Annotated in this window: 21 protein-coding genes; 13 read left to right on the top strand and 8 right to left on the bottom strand. The window is 68.3% G+C overall.

Translation table 11 applies throughout. From position 1 onward, the window contains the following. Positions 1 to 169 precede the first annotated feature (169 nt). Positions 170 to 757, top strand: a complete 588-nt coding sequence (locus ACFUO4_RS38460; RefSeq protein ID WP_383493808.1) for a hypothetical protein — start codon at positions 170 to 172, stop codon at positions 755 to 757. A 210-nt stretch (positions 758 to 967) separates the two neighbouring features. On the opposite strand, the gene ACFUO4_RS38455 is transcribed toward ACFUO4_RS38460, so the two are convergent. The 4 genes from ACFUO4_RS38455 to ACFUO4_RS38440 form a co-directional block, all read right to left on the bottom strand. Continuing rightward, positions 968 to 1,279, bottom strand: coding sequence for a replication initiation protein, RepL2 (locus ACFUO4_RS38455; protein ID WP_079307099.1), 312 nt, complete (start codon positions 1,277 to 1,279; stop codon positions 968 to 970). After that, positions 1,276 to 1,728, bottom strand: coding sequence for a MarR family transcriptional regulator (locus ACFUO4_RS38450; RefSeq protein ID WP_383493974.1), 453 nt, complete (start codon positions 1,726 to 1,728; stop codon positions 1,276 to 1,278). Before ACFUO4_RS38450 ends, ACFUO4_RS38455 begins: the two co-directional genes overlap by 4 nt. Positions 1,729 to 2,460: 732 nt before the next feature. Continuing rightward, a complete protein-coding gene (locus ACFUO4_RS38445) occupies positions 2,461 to 3,561 on the bottom strand; it encodes a ParB/RepB/Spo0J family partition protein (RefSeq protein ID WP_383493804.1) in 1,101 nt (366 codons plus the stop codon). Continuing rightward, entirely contained in the window at positions 3,558 to 4,823 is a 1,266-nt protein-coding gene (locus ACFUO4_RS38440) for a ParA family protein (RefSeq protein WP_383493801.1), read from the bottom strand. Before ACFUO4_RS38440 ends, ACFUO4_RS38445 begins: the two co-directional genes overlap by 4 nt. 330 nt (positions 4,824 to 5,153) lie before the next feature. On the opposite strand from ACFUO4_RS38440, the gene ACFUO4_RS38435 reads away from it, so the two are divergent. The 5 genes from ACFUO4_RS38435 (at position 5,154) to ACFUO4_RS38415 (ending at position 10,730) form a co-directional block, all read left to right on the top strand. After that, positions 5,154 to 5,561, top strand: a complete 408-nt coding sequence (locus ACFUO4_RS38435; RefSeq protein WP_383493971.1) for a hypothetical protein — start codon at positions 5,154 to 5,156, stop codon at positions 5,559 to 5,561. 651 nt (positions 5,562 to 6,212) lie between these two features. Continuing rightward, positions 6,213 to 7,451, top strand: a complete 1,239-nt coding sequence (locus tag ACFUO4_RS38430) for a bifunctional DNA primase/polymerase (protein ID WP_383493968.1) — start codon at positions 6,213 to 6,215, stop codon at positions 7,449 to 7,451. Beyond that, positions 7,448 to 9,025, top strand: coding sequence for a phage/plasmid primase, P4 family (locus tag ACFUO4_RS38425; protein ID WP_383493798.1), 1,578 nt, complete (start codon positions 7,448 to 7,450; stop codon positions 9,023 to 9,025). Before ACFUO4_RS38430 ends, ACFUO4_RS38425 begins: the two co-directional genes overlap by 4 nt. A gap of 202 nt (positions 9,026 to 9,227) precedes the next feature. After that, positions 9,228 to 9,608: a DUF6009 family protein gene (locus ACFUO4_RS38420; RefSeq protein ID WP_383493795.1), complete on the top strand. Its 381-nt coding sequence runs from the start codon at positions 9,228 to 9,230 to the stop codon at positions 9,606 to 9,608. A 285-nt stretch (positions 9,609 to 9,893) separates the two neighbouring features. Beyond that, a complete protein-coding gene (locus tag ACFUO4_RS38415) occupies positions 9,894 to 10,730 on the top strand; it encodes a prephenate dehydratase (RefSeq protein ID WP_383493792.1) in 837 nt (278 codons plus the stop codon). A gap of 352 nt (positions 10,731 to 11,082) precedes the next feature. Here ACFUO4_RS38415 and ACFUO4_RS38410 read toward each other — a convergent pair whose 3' ends face one another. Further along, entirely contained in the window at positions 11,083 to 11,655 is a 573-nt protein-coding gene (locus ACFUO4_RS38410; protein ID WP_079307123.1) for a transcriptional regulator, read from the bottom strand. Between the two features lie 806 nt (positions 11,656 to 12,461). Here ACFUO4_RS38410 and ACFUO4_RS38405 point away from each other — a divergent pair. From ACFUO4_RS38405 to ACFUO4_RS38395, 3 genes are read left to right on the top strand one after another with little or no spacing between them, the layout of a single operon-like run. After that, a complete protein-coding gene (locus ACFUO4_RS38405) occupies positions 12,462 to 13,559 on the top strand; it encodes a bifunctional DNA primase/polymerase (RefSeq protein ID WP_383493789.1) in 1,098 nt (365 codons plus the stop codon). Further along, positions 13,556 to 15,121, top strand: coding sequence for a phage/plasmid primase, P4 family (locus tag ACFUO4_RS38400; protein ID WP_079307127.1), 1,566 nt, complete (start codon positions 13,556 to 13,558; stop codon positions 15,119 to 15,121). Before ACFUO4_RS38405 ends, ACFUO4_RS38400 begins: the two co-directional genes overlap by 4 nt. Then, entirely contained in the window at positions 15,118 to 15,507 is a 390-nt protein-coding gene (locus tag ACFUO4_RS38395; protein WP_079307129.1) for a DUF6009 family protein, read from the top strand. Before ACFUO4_RS38400 ends, ACFUO4_RS38395 begins: the two co-directional genes overlap by 4 nt. A 179-nt stretch (positions 15,508 to 15,686) precedes the next feature. Here the strand turns inward: ACFUO4_RS38395 and ACFUO4_RS38390 are convergent, their stop codons facing one another. Beyond that, complete coding sequence (locus ACFUO4_RS38390; RefSeq protein ID WP_383493786.1) at positions 15,687 to 17,090, bottom strand: MFS transporter; 1,404 nt, start codon at positions 17,088 to 17,090, stop codon at positions 15,687 to 15,689. 572 nt (positions 17,091 to 17,662) lie between these two features. Here ACFUO4_RS38390 and ACFUO4_RS38385 point away from each other — a divergent pair. Next, positions 17,663 to 19,189, top strand: coding sequence for an FAD-dependent monooxygenase (locus tag ACFUO4_RS38385; protein WP_383493783.1), 1,527 nt, complete (start codon positions 17,663 to 17,665; stop codon positions 19,187 to 19,189). Here ACFUO4_RS38385 and ACFUO4_RS38380 read toward each other — a convergent pair. Continuing rightward, on the bottom strand, positions 19,182 to 19,850 hold the full coding sequence (locus ACFUO4_RS38380) for a ScbR family autoregulator-binding transcription factor (RefSeq protein WP_079307230.1): 669 nt from the start codon (positions 19,848 to 19,850) through the stop codon (positions 19,182 to 19,184). The genes ACFUO4_RS38385 and ACFUO4_RS38380 overlap by 8 nt on opposite strands. A gap of 209 nt (positions 19,851 to 20,059) precedes the next feature. Here ACFUO4_RS38380 and ACFUO4_RS38375 point away from each other — a divergent pair, with 209 nt between their 5' ends. Then, entirely contained in the window at positions 20,060 to 20,926 is an 867-nt protein-coding gene (locus ACFUO4_RS38375) for an NAD(P)H-binding protein (protein ID WP_079307232.1), read from the top strand. A gap of 240 nt (positions 20,927 to 21,166) precedes the next feature. Here ACFUO4_RS38375 and ACFUO4_RS38370 read toward each other — a convergent pair whose 3' ends face one another. Then, positions 21,167 to 22,165: a ScbA/BarX family gamma-butyrolactone biosynthesis protein gene (locus tag ACFUO4_RS38370; protein WP_079307133.1), complete on the bottom strand. Its 999-nt coding sequence runs from the start codon at positions 22,163 to 22,165 to the stop codon at positions 21,167 to 21,169. A gap of 337 nt (positions 22,166 to 22,502) precedes the next feature. Between ACFUO4_RS38370 and ACFUO4_RS38365 the strand changes: the two genes are divergently transcribed. Both ACFUO4_RS38365 and ACFUO4_RS38360 read left to right on the top strand, forming a co-directional pair. Further along, positions 22,503 to 22,691 carry an acyl-CoA carboxylase subunit epsilon gene (locus tag ACFUO4_RS38365; protein ID WP_079307134.1) on the top strand — a complete coding sequence of 63 codons (189 nt, stop codon included), beginning with the start codon at positions 22,503 to 22,505 and terminating at the stop codon, positions 22,689 to 22,691. A gap of 121 nt (positions 22,692 to 22,812) precedes the next feature. After that, positions 22,813 to 24,405 (top strand): acyl-CoA carboxylase subunit beta, encoded by a 1,593-nt coding sequence (locus ACFUO4_RS38360; protein WP_383493778.1) that lies wholly within the window; start codon positions 22,813 to 22,815, stop codon positions 24,403 to 24,405. The last annotated feature ends 18 nt before the right edge of the window (positions 24,406 to 24,423 follow it).

Here is a 24,423-nt window from a genome sequence, read left to right as displayed (position 1 = left end):
CGTGAAACGAAAACACACACCCGAGGTCGCGGTCCGGTGCAGCCACCAGGGGCGGCGCAACCGTAGTGGTGGTGTCAGGTGTGTGACCATCTCGCATTGACACGTATCCCCCAGATCCGTCGCGTGGGTACCATGCGCCACATCATCCATATCGAGGGAGGGAACGGTCGTGACCAGCGAATCAGCCGCCACACTCCGTTCGCGGTATGTAGCACAAGCCGCGTCGGACTTGGAGGAAAACCGTCGGCTACAGCAGGAGTTGGCGAAGCGAATCTCTGTTTTGAAGCAGGAGGAAGCCCTCCTCTCGGACATCCTCACCCTCGCAGAGGGGTACGAAGAAATCGCCGACACGCCCCCGCAGCCCGAGCAGTCGAAGGACGAACCCGTCGCCGCGGAGGCGAAAAAGACGACCACCACAACCGCCGCTCCCCGAAAGTCGACGTCGGCGAAAACAGCTCGGGCCGGCAAGGCGGCGAAGACGGCGAAGGCGGCCGTAAAGGGGACGCCGCAGCAGCCGCTCCTCGGAGACTTGCTGGCGGACGTGCTGAGCCAGTACGAAGAGCCGCGCCTTGCGAAGGAACTGCGCGACGAACTCCTCGAAAAGCACCCGGACCGCAATCCCACGCCGCAGGTGGTGCGCAACACCCTGGAATCCCTGGTCGCCAAGGGCCGTATCCGACGTCACAAGCAACAACGCTCCGTCATGTACACCCTGGTCAAGCCGGGCGAGTCAGTCAGCGACGACAGCTCCGACTGACCGTCCCGCCGGGAAAATCAATCTGAGCGAAGAATCGAACTGTTCGATTCGGGGTTGGTGGTCACCGCCCAGATCCCCTCTGGAGGGTTCTGACGAGTCGGCTCGCTCACCGGCGACATTGCCCAGATGGCAGACAAGGCGTCCCGTGGATCGCCCCTCATTGACGTGACGTACATGAGGGGCGATCCACGGGACGGCTGCGAAGCTCGGTCAGGTGGCCCGCCGGAGCGGAACAACGACCCGCTCCCCCAGCCGGCCCGGCGTGATCCGGTAGTACTTGATGTGCCCGATCTTCTCGGTCTCTTCCAGCCAGCCGAGCCCGATGACCTGTTTCCGCGTCCTGGAGAAGACGGGCGGCGCCATGCCGACCAGCTTGGCCAGCTGCGCAGCGGTCTCCAGAACCGCGCCTGACCGGTCGGTCGGGTGCAGGGCGTAAAGCATGACGACGAGACGCTGGTTGGCGGTCATGCCGGCCGTGGCCTCCAGCAGCCTGAGGTTCTGCTGCTTGTCGTCGCTGGTCACTTTGCCTCCCACCGTGCGGGGGTGTTCTCGTCGAAGCCCGGAATGTCCGGTGGATTACATGCTTTCACCGCTTCACGCTGTTCCAAGCCTGTTCCGTGGAAAGCGATGTAAGGACTGATCCGGTACAGGTTGTAGTTCCCGATACGTCCACGAATCACCAGGACGCGGTGCTTCGTCAGCTTCCTGTTGATTTTTCCGACCGCATCGGTCGACATGCCCACCCGCTTGGCGATGTCGGCCCCTGTGGCCCTCAACGGCTCCATCCCCTCGGGAGATACGCCGATCCACCACAGGACGAGGAACTTCTCACTGGGCGTGAAGGCCCTGGACTCGGTGATGGCCTCGACCCTGGCCTTGTCCACCTGAGTGTGCCTTCCGGAGAAGGCGTACGGCGCATAGGGGATGGGCTCACCGGTGTCGGCGTCGACCAGTCTGCGTACTGCTCCCAACACGCCCTCCGTGCATAGGTCGTTGCCGCACTGTCTCTTCGAGGCGGCCCTCGGACCGCGCTCATGAACTTAACGTACATGAGCAGCAAGTCAATTAACTCCGCCTGTCGGCCGTGTCGCTGACCCCTGAGGGCGGGTGAGACATGTACGTGGCGTCAATCAACCACGATCCTGGAACAGCGGTACTCAGTTCCTGTGGACGTGGTGGCAGTTCCTGAGAACTGACTGCCACGATCCCTGGGACTGGGTACTCAGTTCCTCTGAGCTGCCTGTGCTGTCACAGGAACTGCCTGGCAGTCCCCACGATCGTGGTCCAAACCCCTGTTTTCGCAGGTCAGAGCCGCTTTGGAGAAGTCGCTCTCTTACCTTGTGACACAGCGCCGTACTCCACTCCCCCACCCCCTTTCACCCCGACAACTCACCCGCGCGGCACGACCTCCGCCCCCTCTGCTCCCGCACCACAGAAAGCCAGCCACGACGGCCCGGAACGCGGTCGCTGAGGCGCGCGTATGTCTCGGCCAGCCCCCACTGAGCTCAGCCACGCCAATTGCTTTTGAACCCAGCACAAGCAAGCTGGTGGGCAACCGGCCTGCGGCCCAAGCGACGGGGCCTCGGCCCGACGTGGAGAGCCCGGCTTGCTGCTCGGCCGACCTATTACGCCGTAATAGGCAGAGACGGCTGTGGCCGGTACGGGATCTCCCGTACCGGCCACAGCCGCATCAACCAGAAGCGTCAGGCTCGAGACCCGATGCGCTGGCTCTGATGTTCCTTGAGGATGTCGAGCATCCTGTCGAACTCGACGTCGCTCATCTTCTGGATGAGGTGCATGGCGATGAACGCGCCGTCCTCATAAGGGAGTCGTCGAGCAGTACCGGACTCGACCTGGTCCTGGTCTACATCTCCGATGACGCTGTCGGCTGTCCGGGGGTCGGGCACGGTCTCCCCCGGTTTCGCCGATACTTCCTTCTTCGCCGGCTGAGGAGTTGGCGTCGGATCGGCTACGGCGGGTGAGATGGGAGCCGCCTCGGAGACCGCTTCCTCAACCGGTTCCGGTTCGTCGAGGACCTGGGGGATGTCCGGTACCTCCGGCGCGGGGACAGGTGGCGGGGGCATCCGCCGTTCCGCCTCCTTGCGGGCGCGTTCGGCCTTGAGCTCCTGAAGAGCTGCTTCCTGTCGGTCGTGGGGTTCCTTCGCGACCGAACGCAGGAGCTCGACGGGCTCCTCCCCTACTGCCGCCTGAAGCTCAGGACTCAGATTGAGCAGAGCCAGACGCTGGGACACCCATCCCTGCGACTTGCTCAGTCGCTTGGCCAGCTTGACCTGTGACCCGTGGATGGCGAGCAGCCGCTGGAGCGCCTTCGCCTCGTCCAGGGGGTCGAGGTCGTTGCGGTGGATGTTGGCGACGAGTGCGGACTCCAGGATGGCGTCGCCATCACTCCCCTGCTCGTCGTCGACCATGACGTTGAGATGGGTCAGGCCTGCGTCACGGGCGGCAGCCAGTCGGCTGCTGCCGTCCACGACGACATGGGTGGTGTCGGGCTCGAGGTCGTTCGCCCGGGCGGGGTTGGCCTTGATGTAGGCGTCACGGTTCATGACCGTGATGGCCTGCTTCTGGCCGTGTTCTTTGAGGCTGTCCGCGAGTTCGGTCAGGTCCCCGAGCGAGGTGCGGGGGTTCTCAGGGTTGGGGCTGATGCGGGTGACGGGGAGCCGGTTCGGAGGGGCGACCCCCTCGGTCGGCACGCCGGTGGCTGCGCCGATGGCAGCTCGCCGGGCGCTGACGGGCCGGGTCCCTCCCCCGAAGCGTCCGGTTCCCAGCTGGTCGGCCTTGCTCATGAGATCTCCCGGGCCAGTGCACGCATGGCGATGGCCTGCTGCGAGGCCGGCGCATAGCTGAGCAGCGGCTGCTTCATACGGACGGCTTCCTTTTGTTCCTTGAGGTCGTTGATGAGGCCGACAACTCGCGGATCCTTTATGTCGACCCATCCCTGCAGCGACGAGGTGGCGATGTAGCCGCGGCGGCCGTCGTAGAGGTTGACGACGATGCCCAAGTAGTCGATGTCGAGGGCGAGGTCGTTACGGAGATCCTCTATCTGGTTCGTCAGCAGGTCGTAGGCGTCGGCGGAGCTGTCCTCGGCCTGGACGACGATGAGGGCGCCCGACTGGCCCGGCCCCTCGCCGTCCCGGCGGCGGCCGTAGTAGGCAGCGGCGTCCATGCTGAGGCCGAGGCTGGGCGGGCAGTCCACGATCACTACGTCGTAATCGGCTTCGAGCGGCAGAAGGGCCCGCTCCAGCGCGGCCTCGCGGGCGCGGACGGCAGACAGCCGGACGTCAAGGAGGAAGGCGTCATGGCACGCGGGCAGCAGATGCAGCCGACCTCCGAAGTGGTCCTCGTCGACTGAGACGATCAGGTCCTTCAGCTCGCCCTTGGGGTCGCCGGCCATGTGATTGGTGAGGCTGTCACCGTTCATCGCCAGGGGAGCCGCACCCAGTTGGTTGGTGAGGTGGCACTGGGGGTCGAAGTCGACCAGCAGGACGCGGAGCCCGTGTCCAGGAAGCTTCTCGATATCGAGCGGGTCGCTTTCGACGGCAGCCGCATCGGTTTCGCTTTCGCCTGCGCGGAGCGCGGAGACCAGAGCCTTGGCAACGCGTACGGGGAAGAGTCGGTCGGGGTCCTCTGACAGGGCCTCACCCACTCCTGCCGTGATGGCGGTCTTGCCTACCCCGCCCTTCTGGTTGCAGACGACGATGCGACGCGTGATGGCCGGACGCTGGACATCGGGCGCAGGGTTCGTGTCGAGCCAGAGCTGAACGGACTGGGCGAGTCCCTGAATCAGCGAGACACGGCGGTCCTCCGCGATCCTCCGGAACTCCTCCCACTGGCCCGGGGGAAGGAAGGTGGAGAAGGACTCGGCTCCAGCGGTGTCGACCGGTGCCGTGGCTGAGGCGAGGTCGCACCATGCGGTGATGCCCTGCTCGACGGCGGTCTGAATCTCGATCCCGAGCTGGGCAGTTCTGACCTTGAGGTTCTGCCGGAGCCATCCCGGCAGCTTGGAGACGACCTTGGCTCGGTCGCTTGAGGTGGCTGGCATACTCATGGCGCTACCTTACTAACGTCAGAGATCATCTTCAGCAGCGACACGTTAGTTAGTGCGACTTGGTGATGGGGGAGGGGCCTCGCACCCCTATTACGGCGTAATAGCTCGGCCGGGTTTCGGGACCCTCAAGGCTCCCCAGACTCCTCGGCTCGGGCTCTCTCTACAAGCCCCCGCGGCCCTCGAGGCTCTCCTCCTCGACGAGTCGTCGAGGGCCTGTCGAGCCCTCAGACCTATTACGGCGTAATAGGTCTGGCAGAGAAGCCCTTGCCTCGCTCTGTCCCGAGGTTCGATCCTCTTTACGAGTCATGAGACTGTCTGGCCGTGTCAGAGATGCTGAGTGGGGTGGAGGCTGCCTTGGCTGAGGCATCGTCTCCTTCCTGGACGCAACGTGTTCGTGCCGGGCGTGTCCTTGCTTCCTTCGCTGATGTTCCCGAGGCTGCTGAAGCGCTCTTGGGGCTGCTGCTGGATGTCGAGGACACGGCGGTGACCCGTCAGACGGCAGAGGCCCTGGCCCGGGTAGGGATGGTGACCGCCGTAAGGCTCATCGCTCTCGCGGTTGCTGAGGCTGACGACAACCAGGCTGACTGGCTGCAGACCGGAGTGCATGACGCGCTCGTGGGAGTGGGCGGAGGGCCGGACGTTGCAGCGGCCTGCGGCGAGCTCGTCCGGGACCCAGAAGAAGCTGTCCGTCGCGGTGCCGCAGAGATCTGGGTGTGGACAGGCGACACAAGGCATTGATCTGAAGCGACGTGCCTGTGGCTGGTTCATGCAGCTGCCGCTTGAGCGAGGCGGGGTGGGCGACGTCGGGCTCATGCCTCACCTATTACGCCGTAATAGGTTCAGCGCCCTGCCAGGCGGCGCCCGACTCCAGGGACTGGAAACGCCGGCCACTCCAAGGCGGGGGAGTGGCCTATCCCAGGGGGCGGTCCCTGACGTAGGGCCAGGAGAGAGATCGTCTGAGGGACCAGGGGCTGAGAGGCGGGACTGGGAGGGACTGGGTCTCTTTCAGTCCCTGGGCCTCGGTCCCTGGTGTTTTCGCAGGTCAGAGGCTTTTCGCTACTTCAGTTAGGGACTGAAGGGACTGAAAAGCGCAATTATGACGTAGACAAGACATGTATTCGTACGCGCGCGCGTATACGAAACACACATCAACTTCAGCTCATAATGGCGAAGTTCAGTCCCTACAGTCCCTGCCTCGGTAGGCTGTACGTCCCTGACCTGCAATGATGTCCAGGGACTGACCCAAGACTCCCGCTCCGCACAGACCCTGCCGTTTGGTCCCTGGACCCTTGGGTCCCTCCCCGGCCCCGCACCGGACCGGAGGGACCCAAGGGACTGAGGAACCTGGTAGAAACGGCACGCCGATTGGACAACCTCGTTTTTGCGAAGGTGGGCCCTACACTCCTTTCGCATCAGAGTCCCTTCGGTCCCTGGCGGGGTGTCCCGCAGCAGGTGTGTGAAGTGACCGGCAGACACGAAGTGACAAGGACGAGACCTGTGCCGCGCGAGGGTGAAGACCGAGACAGTGCAGCCAGAGTCACGCCCGCGTCCCCTACGCCCCCGCAGGCCGTCGCCCGCTGGTGTGCGTCGCAGGGCTGGCCGGTGCACCCTCTGTCCCCAGGCCGTAAGACGCCGGTCGGGAACTGTGCCGCCTGCGCAGGGGGCCGACACGAACCCTCGACCTGCCCTTGCCTCCCCGCAGGACGTCCCTGCCATGGTTTTCACTCGGCGACGACCGACCCGACCCTCATTGACCGCTGGTGGGCGGACATCCCTTCCGCCGGTGTGGGAGTGGCCTGCGGGCCTGCCGGTCTCGTCGTGATCGACATCGACGCCCATCAGGTGTCGGCCGCCGACCGCGCGCATCTGCTGCCGGGTATCCCCATCCCCGAACAGGTCGAACTCGCCGGTCTGGCTTCCGGTTTCGACACCCTCGCGCTTCTTGCCGCCTACCGGGGAGAGAAGGATCCCGCGTACGACGAGAGCACGCTGCGGGTACGGACTCCTTCCGGCGGCCTGCATGTCTGGTACCGGAACCCCGATGCCGGCACCCGCTACCGCTGCTCGACCGGTTCCGGGCGAAACACGGCGCTCGCCTGGCAGGTCGATGTGCGGGCGGACGGTGGCTACATCGTCGCCCCCGGCACCCGCACGCCCCAGGGTGTCTACCGTGCCGAAGGCACCGCCAGGTATCCGGCCGTAATACCGGAGTGGCTGGGGAGCGAACTCCGCCGCACAGGGCATGTCATCGAACCCAGGCCGCCGCAGGGCGCGTCTGCCGCAGGGTCCCCGACAACCGCCCCGTCTCCTGAGGCAGCTGTCCCGAGCAGAAGTCGTGCCAGGCGGACAGCCGGTGCGCATCAGGTCATCGATCCCCTGATCGCCCAAGTCGCGGAGTGTGCCTCCGCGTCGGAGGGCATGGGCTTCTCCGAAAAGCTCAACAGGGCTGCCTACACGGCCGGTGGCCTGGTCGGCGCGGGCCATCTGGAGCACGCCGCCATTCGCGAGCGACTTGTCCGTGTCGCCCACTACGCCCGCCCTTGGCAGCAGTCCAGGAATGAAAAGATCGTTGACGACGCCCTTGCCGTAGGGTCCGTCCGCCCTCTTCACCTCAAAGGACGTCCATGAGCAGCAGTGCCGAAGGCTCCCCGCGTTTTGATCCGCAGGCCGCCGCTCAGCAGATGCTCGACCTTCAGTCGGAGGAAGTGGTGGTCCCGGGGACGCCCCGGCTCCCGGCGCAGGGCTCTGCCGGTTCGTCTGTCGCCCCGGTTCCCCAAGGAGGGCTTTTTCCGGCTGGGGCTGCCGTCGGTGTCCCGGCCGCGCTTCCTCCCTCGCTCTCCGACCGTGGCAACGCGCGTCTCTTCGTGCAGCTGCACCGCGACCAGTTCCGTCATGTCGAGGGCCTGGGCTGGTTCTCGTGGGACGGCTACCGATGGAAGCGTGGGGGAGGGGAGAAGGCAGCGCTGTGGGCCGCGGGAGAGATGGCGGAGGACATGCCGCTCAGTGACCCGCGCGGTGTCTTCAGCGACCGTGAACTCGCCCAGCACAAGCGGCGCACCCTGTCGACCACGGGCCTCAAGGCGCTCCTGACCCAGGCGAAGGCGTCCCCGGACATCTCCGTCGACCCCGACCAACTCGACGGAGACCCCTACGCCCTGTGCACACCCGTCGGTGTCGTCGACCTCAACAACGGACATCTGCGCAAGCCCGACCCCACCCGCGACTTCCACTCCCGTGCCACCAGCGTCGCTCCCCAGGACATGGAGACCCCGCGCTGGCACCGCTTCCTCGCCGACACCTTCGGGGACGACGACGAAGGCCGGGAGATGATCGACTTCCTGCACCTGCTGCTCGGGTACTCCATCACCGGCGACGTCGGCGCCCAGGTGCTGCCCTTCCTGCACGGTGAAGGCAAGAACGGCAAGTCCGTCCTGCTCGACATCATGATCCAGATCCTGGGTGACTACGCCGACGCGGCCCCGCCGGGCTTCCTGATGGACCGAGGAGCCTTCTCCGAGCACTCCACGGAGCTGACCGAACTGCACGGGCGCCGCCTGGTGGTGTGCAGCGAGCTGAAGCCCAACGACAAGTTCGACGAGGCCCGGGTCCGGCTGCTGACGGGCGGCGACAAGATCAAGGCCCGCCGGATGCGGCAGGACTACTTCTCGTTCACCCCCACCCATCACCTGTGGCTGCTTGGCAACCACCGCCCGGAAGTGTCCACCGGCGGCTTCGCCTTCTGGCGCCGCATCCGGCTGCTGCCCTTCACCCGGACCGTCCCGGCGCACCGCAGGATCGACAACCTCGCCTTCGAACTCGTACGGGACGAAGGCCCGGGGATTCTGCATTGGCTCATCCAGGGGGCGCAGCGGTATCTGCGCACCAGGGACCCGCTGGAGGGCCCGGACCGGGTGCGTATGGCGACCACCGCCTACGCCACCACCGAGGACCACATCGGCCGCTTCCTTGCCGAGTGCTGCACGCGGGACTGCGATCCGGGCAAGGATCTGCGAGTCGAGCAGGGGCTGCTCTACGCCGAGTACAGCTCCTGGTGCAACGCTGGCGAGGGCATCCGGCCCGCGACCCCGCGTGCCTTCGCGAACCGCGTCCGCCAGGAGGTGGGCGTGGCCTCGCCGACCGACATGATCAAGTCGAACGGCCGTAAGTACTACCCGGGTATCGGCCTGCTGGAGCAGGTATGAGGGCTGGCGGTGGGCGGCCGCCCACCCGACATGCCCTACACCGGTGTCGCGGTGCGCTCTACGATGGTGGCCCGGCCCCGCGCGCGGTGGCCCCCACACAGCGGCCCGTCATCTGGCGGCGAGCGGGCCGGAGCGAGACGGACAGATGCCCGGACATGCCCCCATGGCCGGGGAGCACGCCGGAGAAGGAGGGGCTGCAGCCATGAGTTCGCTGTTGACCGAGAGCGACCTCATCCACGAGGCCGAGGTGGTGTGGCTGGAGAACCTCGAGCGGCTCGACTACGTCCGTCAGGCACTGGACAAGACCCGGCGGCGCAACACCAAGCCGCCGTACGCGCGCGACGGCCGCATGGTGGGTTACGCGCTGCTGGACGAGGGTGCCTCGCCGGACCCCGACAGCGGGCTGTACAAGCGGCGGGTGTTCTTCCTGCTGCCCCATGACCGTGACAGCTTTCCCGACGGCCTCTACCGAGAGGGAGCGCCGGGGGAGGCCGTAGACCCGCGGACGATCGAGCCGAAGAAGCCGGGTGCGAAGACTCCTCGGTCCCAGTCCGGTTCGGTGGCTGTGGCATCGGCGCCCTGACCCTCGCCGATCGGCTTCCGGCGCACCCTTGCGGCGCGGAAGAGGGAGCCCTTGGGGGAGCGGCGGTCCTTGACCGCCCTGCTGCGCACGTCCCACGGAACGGGAGGGCCGTCCAGCATGTGGTCGCCGCGGCGTGCGCCCTCGCGTCGGCGGCAGACTGGAGGGGCGGTCGGCACCTGCTGGTGAGCCTGATCGAAGCCGGGTCACCGGTACTTCAGCGGGCGCGTTGCACAACGGAACTTCTGCTGCCCCGCGACAGGACCTCCCCGAGGAAGGCTGAACACGGTGACGACCGCCGCATATCAGGGTGAACCCGGATCAAACTCGGCGACCGCCGCGCGTGCCCTGTTCCCCGACGGCCGCGAACTGCCCTGCACCAGCTTCGAACAGGCTTTGGACGCGGTGACGCTCGGCGCCGCTGACGTCGCCGTCATCCCGGTCGACAACTCCGCGGCCGGCCGTGTCGCCGACGTACACCATCTGCTGCCCGAGTCGGGGCTCTTCATCGTCGCCGAGTACTTCCTCGCCATCCGCTTCGACCTGATGGGCGTGCCCGGCGCGCGCCTGGACCAGGTGGAGTGCGTACGCAGTCATGTGCACGCACTCGGGCAGTGCCGCAAGATCCTGCGGGAGGGCGGCTGGCGCACTCTCGTCAGCGACGACACCGCGGGAGCCGCCCGTGAGGTGGCCGAGCTCGGCGACCCGCGGCATGCCGCGCTCGCCCCGCCCGCCGCGGCCGAGCTCTACGGCCTGGACGTGCTGCGCCCGGAGGTCGAGGACGACCCGGACAACACCACCCGCTTCGTCGTCCTGTCCCGGGACGCGGCCTTCGCCCCGCACAGCGGGGAGCCGACGATGACGAGCCTGTTCTTCTGTGTGCGCAACATCCCCAGCGCGCTGTACAAGGCGCTCGGCGGGTTCGCGAGCAGCGGCGTGAACCTCACCAAGATCGAGAGCTACCAGATGGGCGCGGGCCTCAACCCCAGCCGTTTCTACGTCGAGATCGAGGGCCATCCCGACGACGAGCGGGTCGCCCTCGCCCTGCACGAACTGCGCTTCTTCTCCTCCGAGGTGCGCATCCTGGGCGTCTACCCCGCGCACCCGCACCGCGCGAAGAGCTGACCGCACACCACGCACGTCAGGCAACAGAGGTTTTACCTGGAAGAGGAATGTGTCGGCCCCGTCGACAGTTGCTCGTAGCACTCGCCCTGCGGCTTCGCAGCCATCAGTGTCTGCTGTGCCCAGAGGCCGAGGCACGTCGAGCACACCGATGGGAGAAGCCTTGAAGCGCTCCACCGTCACGAACGACCAGCCCCGCCTGCGCCGCGTCCACCTGCCCGGTACCGTGCCGTCGCCCTCCCCGGCGGCCCCGCAGCCACGAGACGCGAAGGAGAAGCGGGAGGCCTCCGACAAAGACCCTGCCCGGCTCGTAGTGGAATGAGGAACCGGAACGCTGGCCTGCGGGCGGCGTGTGTCAGGCCGCGAACCCGATGTTGGTGACGTACTCGTACTGGCCCCACTGCGAGCCCAGGTCCACGATCTGGTCGACCCACGCGTCGTCCAGGGCCTGGAGGTTGTCCGCGGCCCAGGCCTCGACGATGCGGTCCCAGTGGCGGACGTTGAGGGTGCGGTACTCCACCACGCGCTGGCGGGGGCGGGGGACCTGCGACTGGTTCAGGGGGTGGATCTCGACGCGGGTGCCGCGGCCCTCGCGGTTGAGGCGGGCCAGGAGGTAGCGGGCGGTGTTGTGGCGGCGGACCGTGCGGTAGGCCTGCTCGATGCGGTCGAGGTTCTTCCTGGACGGGCTGCGCTTGCCGTCCAGCCAGGCCTTCAGGGTGCGGTCGGTGACCGTCAGGCCCGCGGCGCGCGCGGCGGCCCGGGCGTGGTCGGTGCGGGTGAGGTAGTGCAGACGGGCCATCAGACCGCGCTTGGCGGTGATGGGGGTGGCGATGTACCCGGCGAGGGCGTCCAGGCGGCGGGCGACGGCCTCGTGGCCCTTGATGCCACGGGCGCCGTACAGGCCGAACTCGTGAGTGCGCTCCGGCATTTCCTCTCCTTGCTGGCCCGGCGTCCTTGCTCGCCCGTTTTTCCCGCAGGAGATCAGTATGGGCCAGGAGGGGGAGAAGTCGGCCGTACGGGGTAGCGGTGTTGCCGTTTGGCCCGGAGCCGGGGCGGCAGGGCTTCGGTCGCTTCCGTCCGCTCTCGGTCGCTGCCAAGAAGGCGCAGGTCAGGGCGTTTTCGGTGGGGAACAGCGACTGAAGCGATTGAAAGCCTGAAATATGCGAAGGAGTTGGCGGTCGCACCGATGCTTTTCGGACGGGAGGGCCTCACCCGGCTTCAGGGCGGATGCAGAGTCGCTTGAGTCGCTTCGGTAGCTGGGCCCGCGAGTGGCGCCGGCTTCGGTCGCTGACCTCGGATCGGCCCGGAGAGCGGCCAGCGACTGAAGTCCAGCTACTGAAGCCGGTTCGGTAGCTACTCAGTCGCTGGGGAGAAATACCAGGTCAGGTTGGGTGTGCCCAGGGAAACAGCGACTGAAGCGACTCAAGGTCCGGGTATATGAAGACATTGGCGTGTGCGTGCGTGCGTGTGCGCGTGCGCGTGTGCGCGTCATATATTCAGTCGCTCAGTCGCTTCAGTCGCTGTTTTGGTCTCTCTACCATCTCTGACCTGCGGTTTTCTTTGAGCGACTGAACAGCTACCGAAGCTGCTTCAGTCGCTGGGTCGCTTCTCGTTCAGTAGCTGGGCCTCGAATCGAATCGAATCTTTGTTTTCCACAGGGGACTCTGCGTTCCCACTTGCTTCGCTAGGCTGTTCCGGTCGCTCAGTCGCTTCGGTCGCTGGTGGGGGGTGCGCATGGCCTCTGAGCTGCACAACTGGCGTAGCTACTCATCTGTGTCCGCCCCGCTCGCGGGCGCGCTGGTGACGGCTCGGTGGTGTGCCAGCCGAGGATGGCCCGTCCATCCGCTGGCCCCGGGGCGCAAGACCCCCGCGGGCAACTGCGACGACTGCCGCCGCCCCGGCCATCACCACAAGGGCTGCGGCTGTCCGGCCGCGGGTCGCTGGTGCCACGGATTCCACGCCGCCACCCTCGACTTCGCCCGCATCGAGCGCTGGTGGGGCGCCAACCCGAGCTTCGGCGTCGGCATCTCCTGCGGGCCCGCCAATCTGCTGGTCATCGACATCGACGCACACGAACGCCAACTGCCGGACCGGGACCGGCTTTTACCGGGCATCGGTATCGCCGACAGCATCGACCTGACCGGGCTGGCCAACGGCTTCCACACCATCGGCGTGCTGGCCGCCCTGCGCGGCTTTCCCAGCCCCGCCGACGACGAGACCACCCTGCGCGTCAGAACCCCCTCGGGCGGCCTGCACGTCTGGTACCGGGCCCACAGCGGGCACCGCTGGCAGTGCTCCACCGGCTCCGGCGTCCGCGCCCTGGCCTGGCAGGTCGACGTACGGGCGCACGGCGGGTACATCGTCGCCCCCGGCACCGTCACCGACGCGGGCGTCTACGAGCCCGTGGGCCCCGCCCGCGAGCCCGCGCCGCTGCCCGACTGGCTGGCCCGCGAACTGGAGCGCACGGGCCATCTGCCGCCCGCGTACGTCCCGGCGCCCCGACCGGTCCCGCCGCGGGCCCGGCAGGCCGTCCTGGCCGCAGGGCGCGGCGAGGGCGCTGCCGCCCGGATCCTGGCCGGGCTGCTCGCGGAGGTGGCCGGCTGTGCCGCCGTCGCCGAAGGAGCCGCGTTCTCGGAGAAGCTGAACCGGGCCGCCTTCACCGCGGGCGGGCTGGTGGCCGGTGGGCAGCTCGCCGCGGACGAGGCCGAGCACGCCCTCAAGGAAGCCGCCGAACACGCCAGACCGGGCCAGGAACGCCGCTACACGGCCATCATCCGCAGCGGGCTCAACGCCGGCCGCACCCGTCCACTGCTGCCGGGAGGTCGCGCATGACGTCCCGCCAGGAAGACACCCTCTTCGACGCGCAGACGTACGAAACCGAGACGTACGAAGCCCAGGCGTACGACCCGAAGGCTTTCGACCCCCAGGCCGTCGCCGCACAGATCCTCGCCCAGCCCGTGCCCCGCTCCGGTCCCGAGGAGACGGCCCCGGCCCCGGCTTCGGGGGAGGCCACCGCCGACGGGCTGCTGCCCGACACCCTCAGCGACCGCGGCAACGCCAAACTGTTCGTCAAGCTCTACTCCAACGACTACCGGCACGTCCCCGGCCTCGGCTGGTTCCGCTGGGACAGCACCCGCTGGCAGATGGACGAGGACGACACAGTGATGTGGGCGGCCGGCGACCTCGCCGAATCCCTCGCGAGCAACGACCCGCGCGGCGTGTTCACCTCCTCCGCGCTCCAGCAGCACCGCCGCCGGGCCCTGAGCACCAGCGGTATGAACGCGATGCTCGCGCAGGCCAAGTCCGCCCCCGGCATGGTCCTCAACGCCGCCCGGCTGGACGCCGACCCGTACGCGCTGTGCACCCCGGCCGGAGTCGTCGACCTGCGCACCGGACTCATCCGCACCCCCGACCCCGACAAGGACTTCCACTCCCGCTCCACCACCGCCGCGCCCCAGGCGATGCCCACCCCGCGCTGGGACCGCTTCCTCACCGACACCTTCGGCGACGGCCCCGAAGGCGCCGAGATGATCGACTTCCTGCACCTGCTGCTGGGGTACTCCATCACCGGCGACGTCGGCGGGCAGGTCATGCCGTTCCTGTTCGGCTCCGGCAAGAACGGCAAGTCGGTGCTCCTGGACGTCCTGATCAAGCTCATCGGGGACTACGCGGATGCCGCCCCGCCCGGCTTCCTGATGGCTCGCCCCTACGAGGGGCATCCCACCGACCTGGCCGAACTGCACGGCCGGCGCGTCATCGTGTGCAGCGAGGTCAAGCCCGGCGACCGCTTCGACGAGGCCCGGGTCAAGCTCCTGACGGGCGGTGACCGCATCAAGGCCCGCCGGATGCGTCAGGACTTCTTCAGCTTCCAACCCACCCACAAACTCTGGCTGCTGGGCAACCACCGGCCCGAAGTGGGCACCGGAGGCTTCGCGTTCTGGCGGCGCATGCGGCTGATCCCGTTCCAGCGGGTCGTCCCGGACGACCGCAAGATCGACAACCTGGCGGACATCCTCGTCACCGAGGAGGGCCCAGGAATCCTCAACTGGCTGATTCTGGGCGCCCGTCGCTACCTGGGCGGCCAGAAGGACCTCTCGGGCCCCGAGCGGGTACGGATCGCCACGACGGCGTACGCGGAGACCGAGGACCACACCGGCCGCTTCCTGTCGGAATCCTGCCGGCTGGAGCCCGCGCTGCGGGCCGAACAGACACAGCTCTACGCGGTCTATAAGACCTGGTGTCAGAATGAAGGGGCCCCGGCGATCTCGTCCCGGGCCTTCGCGGCGCGGGTCCGAGAAGCGGTGGGACTGGTATCGCCCAAGGAGATGATCCTGTCCAACCAGCGCAAGTACTACCCGGGCATCGGACTTGTCGCCGACGAGGAGACAGCATGAGCGCCCTCATCGCCGAGGACGAGCTCGTCCACGAGGACGAGCTCGTCTGGCTCGAGGACATCAGCACGCTCGATTACGTGCGTCAGAGCCTGGACCGGCTGCCGACACGCCGCGGCAAGCCCCCCTACCACCGCGACGGACGCATGGTCGGCTACGCGCTGCTGGGCCCCCGCGCCAAGCCCTCCCGCTCCTCGGGCACGTTCCGGCGCCGGGTGTTCTGGCTGCTGCCGCACGATCGCGACACCGATCCCGAGGGCCTGTACACGACCGGCGCGCCCGCCGAGGCGATAGACCCGCGCACCCTGGCGCCGGGCAGCAAGGGCTGCAAGACCGAGCGTTCCGAGGGCGGGCCCCTGTCGTCGGACGTGGCCCAGCTGCTGCCCTGAGCTTTCACCCTCATCCATTGCAACGACTGACGGGCTCTTCGTTGCATTCGATTCAGGTCGGTTGCAACGGCCTTAACGTCTTGAGCTGCAAGCCGCCCGCAGCCTGTGAGAAGGCGGCATGAACCCCGTACAACGGCCGGTTCGCCCAGAGACCCGACCCGGCCGCACCGCCCTCGGGATCACTGCTGCGGAGCCGCGGTCCCGGCTCCGGCGGCAGGCTGCCGGTCGGTGCGCGGCAGCAGCGCCGCGGCGGTCAGACCGCCCAGGCCGACGACCATGAGCGCCGCCATCGCCGCCGCGTACCCGCCTCTACTGAGCTCGGAGACCAGGATCGTGCCCGCGACGGCCGTGCCGAGCGAGGAGCCGAGGTTGGAGACGCTGCGCGACAGGCCTGAGATCTCGCCCTGCTGCGTCTCGGGGAAACATGACTGGACCACGTTCACCGACGGGGTGAGCATCACCCCCAGACCCAGGCCGATCAGCAGCAGGCCGGGGGTGAACGCCCAGGCGGCGGGCTTCCACGCGACCAGGGCCAACAGCACGGCGACCCCGGCGATCGTCACGATGAAGCCCGCCATGATGAGGGTGCGCTGTGCACGGCGCCGGGCCAGCTTCTCGGCTGCCAGGGAGGAAGCGAGGATGCCCAGGGTCGCGGCGGTGAAGATGACGCCGGTCTCGATCGCGTCGTAGCCGCGGACGACCTGGAGGTAGGCCGCGACGGTGAACGAGACGCCCATCAGCATCAGCCACTGCGTGTTCTGGGTGACCAGGCCGAGGTTGGAGGTGCGGTTGCGGAACAGGGCCGTCGACAGCAGCGCCTCCCGGCCGGTGCGCTCGCGGCCGCGTACCCAGGCGAAGAAGCCCGCCAGCACCAACACGCCGGCCAGCAGCAGGGCCAGCGCCAGCCAGCCGTTGTTGTCGACGGCCAGGATGCCGGTCACCAGCAGCACCAGGCCCGCCGCCGACAGCAACGCCCCGACGGTGTCGAAGGGCCGGTCGGGGTCGGGCGGCAGGGGATCGGTGAGTTTGCGGCTGAGCACCACGATCACCACGATCACCAGCGCCTGGAACACGAACGCGGCCCGCCAGCTGATCGCGCTCGTGATCAGTCCGCCGATCAGCGGACCGGCGGCCGCCCCGATCCCTCCCATCGCCATGATCGAGCCGAACGCGCGCGCCCGGGACGCCGTGTCGGTGAACAGCAGGGTGGTCAGGATGTAGACCGGCGGGATCAGCAGGGCCGTCCCCACACCCTCCAGAATCGAGTTCCCGAGGATCAGCACACCCAGCCCCGGCGCGGCCGCACTGAGCACCGCCCCGATTCCGTAGATCACGAGCCCCGCCAGCAGGCAGCGCTTGCGTCCCCATTTGTCGGTCAGCTTGCCGCCCGGGATCATCAGCGCGGCCATCACCAGCAGGAAGATCGTGATCGCGACCTGCACCCCCTGCACAGTGGTGTCCAGGTCCTCGCTGATGTCGTTGATCATCACGTTCATGTTCGAGCCGGCGAAGCTGCAGATGAACTGCGCCAACGCCAGTGGAGCAAGTACCCGTCGCGCTCCTGCCACCGCCGCCTCTGCCATGCCGCCACCTGCCCATCCACCGCGTCCGGTGCACCGAGAAGGGCTGTCCACCACAGCCCGGCGCCGACGAAATGCAACCGTCGCGACGACCGTCGCATGATCAACCGTCCTCGGCCCGAAGGCGCGCAGCGCATACGCCAGCCGGTTGGTCTCGGGCCGGCCGCACCTGGCAAGGTGCGAGAACAAGAACACCGGCTTTGACCTGCGCGAGGCATCGCCGCGCTGCTGAGAGGGCGTTCGGGCCAGGCCCGGTGACGTTCGAGCCGGGAATGGCGCTGTGGCTAGTGGCGTTGCTGCGCCGGGGATGCGGACCCACCCCGCCTCCCGGCAGGAACGAGCGGTCGGGCTGAGGCAGGCAAAGAAACGGTTCAGGGGATCCCGACCGGCATTGCAAAGAACCGTCCATCCGGTATATTTCTTCGCTGTCCGCACTCATGAGCGAATGGGGCAGCTCAACTCCCTGAGGGAGCCGGGGAGTTGATCCGGACGGGGGACCCGCTGAGCGGTCGTACGCCTTGGTTCTCCGCCTGCCCTGTGCGCCATTGATCCACGACTGGGGGAGGCCCGCAACGATGCGCGGTATGCAGGCTCAAGTGGTGATCGTCGGCGGAGGACCCGTGGGGATGGTCCTCGCCTGCGAACTGGCGGGATACGGCGTGCGCACGGTCGTCTTCGAGGCGGAGACGCAGGTCTCCCAGCGGCCCAAGGCGACCACACTGCACGCCCGTACGGTGCAATGCCTGGTCCGGCGCGGTTATCTCCGCGGGTTCGTGACGCCGGGGGAGTGCACCGGCTCGGCGGTGACGAACAGCCCGTTCCACTTCGCGGGCATGCCGGGGCTCGCCATCTCGGCGCCCGCGGCGGAGCCGGAACCGATTCTGAAGTGTGCGCAGGAGGACCTCGAGCGTCACTTCGGGCAGCGGGCGCGGGCCGCCGGTGCGCGGATCGTGCGCGGATACCGGGTGACCGAGGTCCGGCAGGGGCCGGGCGGGGTGGCCGTCGTGGCCGAGGGCCCGGACGGCCCGGTGACGTGCAGGGGCGACTATCTCGTGGGGACCGACGGGGCGCGCAGTCTCGTCAGGGAAGGGGCGGGCTTCACGTCCCGCACCTACCCGGCCACCGTCTCGGCGATGGCCGGTGACGTCCGCCTCGACGTCGCTGAGGACCTTCCGCCGGGCTGGCACCGCACCGCGCGCGGCTGGATCGTCACCAAGCACCTGGGAGCCGGCGCGGTCCGGCTGCGGACCCTCAACTGCGAGGGCGCCCACCAGAACCGGCACGCGCCGCTGACGCTGGAGGAGTTGCGTGCGGAGGTGTCGTGGCTGGTCGGGCGGGACATCGCGATGGGCGACCCGCGCTGGCTGAGCAGGTTCAGCGACTTCTCCCGGCTGGCCGACTGCTACCGCAAGGGCCGGGTGTTCCTGGCCGGGGACGCGGCGCACCTGCACTTCCCGATCGGCGGCCAGGGGCTGAGCACCGGGCTGCTGGACGCCGTCAACCTCGGCTGGAAGCTCGCCTTCACCGTGCGTGGGACCGCCGGCGAAGCGCTGCTCGACACCTATGACGAGGAGCGCCGGCCCGCCGCGCAGCGGGTCATCGACAACACCCGGGCCCAGCTTGCGCTGATGCGGCCCGCTCCCGAACTCGACCCGCTGCGGGACCTGTTCGGCGAGCTGCTGGCCGGAAGCCGGGAGAGCGGGGTGCTGGCGTCCATGGTCAGCGCCCAGGACACGGTGCTGCCGGCCCGCGGCGCGGAGTCCTCCCCTTGGGAGGGAAGGTTTCTGCACAACGTCGACCTGGTGACCGGCACGGGGCGGACCGATGTGATCTCGCTGCTGGGCGAGGGGCGGCCGCTGCTGCTCGTCTTCGGCGACCGGGGCGACGACTACGCGGAACAGGTGCGCGGCTGGGCGGGCCTGGTGCGGGTGGTGTACGCCGAACCGGTGCCTCAGCTGTCCTGTGCCGCCCTCCTGGTGCGGCCCGACGGCTACATCGCCTGGGCCGCCGGGGGTGACGGGCCGGCCGCCGCTCTGACCGGGTACTTCGGGGCGGGCGCGGCGGCGGAGACCAGGGGTGTGCTGGCCGGGACCGTCAGCTGACGGGGACGCGCAAGGAGGCGGCGTGCAAGGCCTCGAGCTCGGTCTGGACCGCAGCACCGCGGTGCTCGGTGATGTCGACCGTGGCCAGCACGGAGGAGACCACCACGCTGGGCAGCAGATGCTGCAGCAGGCAGCTGACCCGGCGTGGCAGGTCCTGGTAGTTGCACAGGGCCTGGGACATCGCCTGCACGCCGGCGAAGGCGCCGACCAGGACGTCGGCGGTCTCGGCCGGTTTGACGTGGGAGAGCAGTTCCCCCTGGGCCTGGGCCTTCTCCAGCAGCTCCGTGCCGACCTCGCTCCAGCGCAGGAAGGGGCCGCTGCGGTCGAGTCCCTGGGCCTGCTGGTCCAGCGACAGACGCACGCTCGCCCGCACCATCGGATCGGTCTGCAGGTGGTAGGCGTGCAGGACAACGGTGTCCACGAGCCGCTGCACCGTGCAGGAACGCTCGGGGATGGGCAGCCGCTGGTCCTGCTCGAGGAGCACCCCTTCGGCGAGGTGTTCCTTCGAGGGGAAGTGGAAGTACAGAGCGCCCTTGGTCACTCCGGCGACCGCCAGGATCTCGCTGATGGTCGCGGCCTGGTAGCCGCGCTCCTCGAAGACCTTTGCCGCCGCCGTCAGGATTGCATGTCGAGTACGGATCGCCCGGTCCTGCTTGACCAACTTCGGCCTCCTCCAGTCGATGAGCCCGGAGACCCAACAAAAAAACCGTCCAGTTTGTATCTTACAGATGGTTGGCTCTCGCGCAGCCCCTCGACTCGTAACAGATTCAAGGAGTTGCTTAAAAGCATCGCCAGCAGGGAGGGGATCCAGATGGCGGCGATCAGGTGGGGCGCCGGTGCAACCGGGGCCCGGACGGGGGAGGGAACGCGATGATTCTGGTGACCGGAGCCACCGGAACGGTGGGTCGAGCATTGGTTGAGCGACTTCCCGCCGATTTACGCGTTCGCATCATGTCCAGGGATCCCGCGAAGATCGTGGGGGCGGCGCCGACCGCGGAGAAGACTGCCGGGGACTTCGAGGACCCGCAGTCGCTGGCGCGGGCTCTCCAGGGGGTGCGTACGGCGTTCCTCGTCACCACGAGCCCCTCCGGCGAGGACGACGTGCGGTTCGTGCGTGCCGCGCAATTGGCCGGAGTGCGACGGGTGGTGAAACTCTCGGCGGCGGCCGTGCTCGACGAGGAGGCCGACGACCTCATCACCCGCTGGCAGCGGGCCGGCGAGGAACTCCTGCGGGGCTCCGGTCTGGAGTGGACCCTGCTGCGGCCGCGTGCGTTCATGTCCAACTCCCTTTCCTGGGCTGCTTCGGTACGGTCCGAGCGCACCGTCCGCGCGCTGTACGGAACCTCGGGCAACGCCTGCGTGGACCCACGGGACATCGCGGAGGCCGCCGTACGCGTCCTGACCGAAGAGGGGCATGCCGGGCGCGCCTACACCCTGACCGGACCCGAGGCCGTCACCGCCGCCGGACAGACCCGGCAGCTCGCCGGGCTGCTGGGGATCCCGCTGCGCTTCGCGGAGTTGACCCTCGACGAGGCACGTGCCGGTCTGGCCCGGCGCTATCCGGCACCGGTGGTCCAGGCGCTGCTGGACAGCGCCGAGCGTCAGCGCGCAGGCGCCAAGGCAGCGGTCGACGGCACGGTCGAGGCCTTGACGGGACACCCGGCGCGCACCTTCTCCCACTGGGCGCAGGACCATCTCGCCGCCTTCGCACCGACCACGGAACCGGTGGGGGCGTAGCCGCGGTGCGGGCCGCCGGGAGAGGACGCACGGTCCTGCCTCCCGCGGCCCGCACCGCCCGGCCCGTCCGGTGGCCGTCCTGCGCGTCGAGCGGTCGTATGGCTCAAGCGGTCGTACGGCTCAAGCGGTCGTCCATGACAAGCCGCCGCGTGCCCTCTTGTACTCAGCCCGTACGTGAACGGCCCCCCTCCGGGCGAGCCGTGGCGTCAGGAGGGAGGCCGGTCAGAGGGAAGAAGCTCGTCAGTCGGTGGGCGCCGCCATGGCCACGGTGCAGCGGAACACTTCCGCCTCGCCCTGGTAGGCGGTCACGAGCACGGTCTGGCCGCCGTCCTGGTGCACGTCGGTGAGGCGGCGGGCCTCGATGACGCACGGTGCGTTCAGTTCGACGTAGCGCAGGAACTCACTGGAAATGGAAAGCGGCAGAGAGGCATGTCCCAGCGTGGCGGCCGCGGCCTGGCGGGACGCTTCGAGGAGCACCATGCCCGGCACATGGTCGACCATGTGGTCGAAGAGCACCGGATGCCGGGTGTCCACGCGCAGCTGCCAGCGGCCGGGCTCACCGACAGGGGACAGGACCACATCCGTCGGGGACATACGGCCGACGGTCTGCGGGGCCTCCGGGGCCGTCAGGGCGATGACCTCGGGACGTTCGCCCGTGGGCACACGGGCGGCGCGCAGCCGCTCGTAGACCCGAGGGTTCATGCACGTGAGTGCGCCGCCGCCGGTCGCGGCGAGGGCGCCGTCACGGTAGATCGTGACCTCGATGCGGAACCCGGACACGTTGGCACCGCGCCGCTTCACATCGACGCACCGGACGTCGAGTTCGAGAGAGGCGGGAGTCCAGTCGACACGCACCTGCTCCGGTCGGACGGTGACGCTGAGGTCGCTCACCAGGAAGTGGTGACCGAGGGGGACGTCGTACTCGGCGTGCGCCAGCAGGATGCCGGCTTGCCGGATCGTCTCTGCGGCGATCAGCGTGTCGTGGCAGCCGTCCACGTTGGCGAAGAAGCTGTGCCCGCGCGGCCACTGGGCGTCGACGGCGAAGCGGTCCTCGGCGACGGGCCGCCAGTCGGTCAGCATGACCTCGGCGACGCTCGCACGGTGGACGAATTCCTTCGGAACAGTAGTGGTCAGGGACTGGTAGAGCGGGGCCCGCGAGCCGGTCGGCTCCGTCGTGGCGCTCCCTGTGACTGCTGTGCCGGCTATCGCGCGGTGCATGCGGAACGTACTCGCAGACATAGTTCCCCCTGAGCCGCCGTTGGCTTGAATGTCGGTGGTGGATCCCTCAGGCCTGTGAAGATACATACCATCCGGTTTAATTTCTAGAGGAGCGCGGCCCTCCAGCCGACGATAAATGGAACGACTCGTTCCCAAATGTGGAGGCGGCGGCACCGGATCTGAGGCAGCGGTCCGAAACCCGCAGGTCCCCTTGAGGCGCCCCCCGGGCGGGCGGTATCCGGGCCGGCGGATGCCTGTCCGGCGTTCCGGCGCTCCGCATCTCAAGTGATCTCAAAGCGGCCCTTGAGTGGCTTGCCCGATCGTGTCTGCAGGCCCGTGGCGAAGGGGGATCGGTTGTATGGCTGGCGAAAAGCTGCTGATCAGGGTGGAGAAGGGGCAGCCTGACGAGGCGGAGCTGGCCGCCGTCGTCGCGGTGCTGCTGTCTTTGCAGGAGGGCGAGCAGGCCGCGCCCGAGGAATCGCCGGCGGCCGAAATCGACTGGTGGCGACGGCCGGAGCCCTATGCGGCGCCCGACAGCTGGCGCTGACCCCGACGGTATCTCCCGAATCCCTTCACCGTTCAAACAGAAACCGCTTAAGCGGTTTGTTATGCTGGCTAACGGACCCGGGGCGGGACCTCCTCGGCCTTGTCCCAGGAAGGCACCTGACATGGCTCTGAAGACTGGCCCGGTACCGAGCGAACCGGGACCCCCGGACATCCGCGGACGCGTGGCGGAGCTTCACAGCATCCGCGAGCAGGCTCTGGCAGGCCCCGGCCCGGAGGCGACCAAGGCGCAGCACGCCAAGGGCAAGCTGACTCCCCGGGAACGCATCGAACTGCTGCTGGACCCGGACTCCTTCCATGAAGTCGAACCCCTGCGCCGGCACCGGGCCACCGGTTTCGGCATGGAGACGAAGAGGCCCTACACCGACGGTGTCATCACCGGCTGGGGCACGGTCGAGGGCCGTACGGTCTTCGTCTACGCGCACGACTTCCGGATCTTCGGCGGCGCGCTGGGCGAGGCCCACGCCACCAAGATCCACAAGATCATGGACATGGCCCTCAGCGCCGGGGCCCCGCTGGTGTCGCTCAACGACGGCGCGGGCGCCCGTATCCAGGAAGGTGTCTCGGCGCTGGCCGGCTATGGCGGCATCTTCCAGCGCAACACCAAGGCCTCGGGTGTCATCCCGCAGATCAGCGTCATGCTGGGTCCCTGCGCGGGCGGCGCGGCCTACAGCCCCGCCCTGACCGACTTCGTGTTCATGGTCCGCGGGACCTCGCAGATGTTCATCACCGGCCCCGACGTGGTCAAGGCCGTGACGGGCGAGGAGATTTCGCAGAACGGCCTGGGCGGTGCGGACGTCCACGCGGAGACCAGCGGTGTGGCCCACTTCGCCTACGACGACGAGGAGACCTGCCTCGCCGAGGTGCGCTACCTGTTGTCGCTGCTGCCGCAGAACAACCGGGAGGCGCCGCCGAGGGTGCGCGGCGACGACTACGTCGACCGTCGCTCGGACGCGCTGCTCGATCTGGTGCCCGCCGACGGCAACCGGCCCTACGACATGGCCAAGGTCATCGAGGAGGTCGTCGACGACGGGGAGTACCTCGAGGTCCACGAGGGGTGGGCGCGCAACATCATCTGCGCACTGGCCCGGCTCGACGGGCAGACCGTCGGGTTCGTCGCCAACCAGCCCCAGACCCTGGCCGGCGTCCTGGACATCGAGGCGAGTGAAAAGGCCGCACGGTTCGTGCAGATGTGCGACGCCTTCAACATCCCGATCATGACCTTCCTCGACGTCCCCGGCTTCCTCCCGGGCGTCGACCAGGAGCACGGCGGCATCATCCGCCACGGCGCGAAGCTGCTCTACGCCTACTGCAACGCGACCGTGCCGCGGATCTCGCTCGTCCTGCGCAAGGCCTACGGCGGCGCGTACATCGTCATGGACAGCCAGTCCATCGGCGCCGACCTGACGTACGCGTGGCCGACGAACGAGATCGCCGTCATGGGCGCCGAGGGCGCCGCCAACGTCATCTTCCGCCGTCAGATAGCCGAGGCCGAGGACCCCGAGGCCATGCGGCAGAAACTGGTCAAGGAGTACAAGGCCGAGCTCATGCACCCGTACTACGCGGCCGAGCGTGGCCTGGTGGACGACGTGATCGACCCGGCCCGCACCCGCGAGGTTCTCATCCGCTCCCTGGCCATGCTGCGCAGGAAGCACGCCGAGCTGCCGTCCCGCAAACACGGCAACCCACCGCAGTAGCAGTACGTTCCGAGGGAC

Origin of the sequence: Streptomyces sp. NPDC057280, from assembly GCF_042668605.1 — a bacterium.
In the GTDB taxonomy this organism is placed as follows: Bacteria; Actinomycetota; Actinomycetes; order Streptomycetales; family Streptomycetaceae; genus Streptomyces.
The sequence above is the reverse complement of the archived record's forward strand: the minus strand, read 5'-3'. Positions and strand labels throughout refer to the sequence as shown.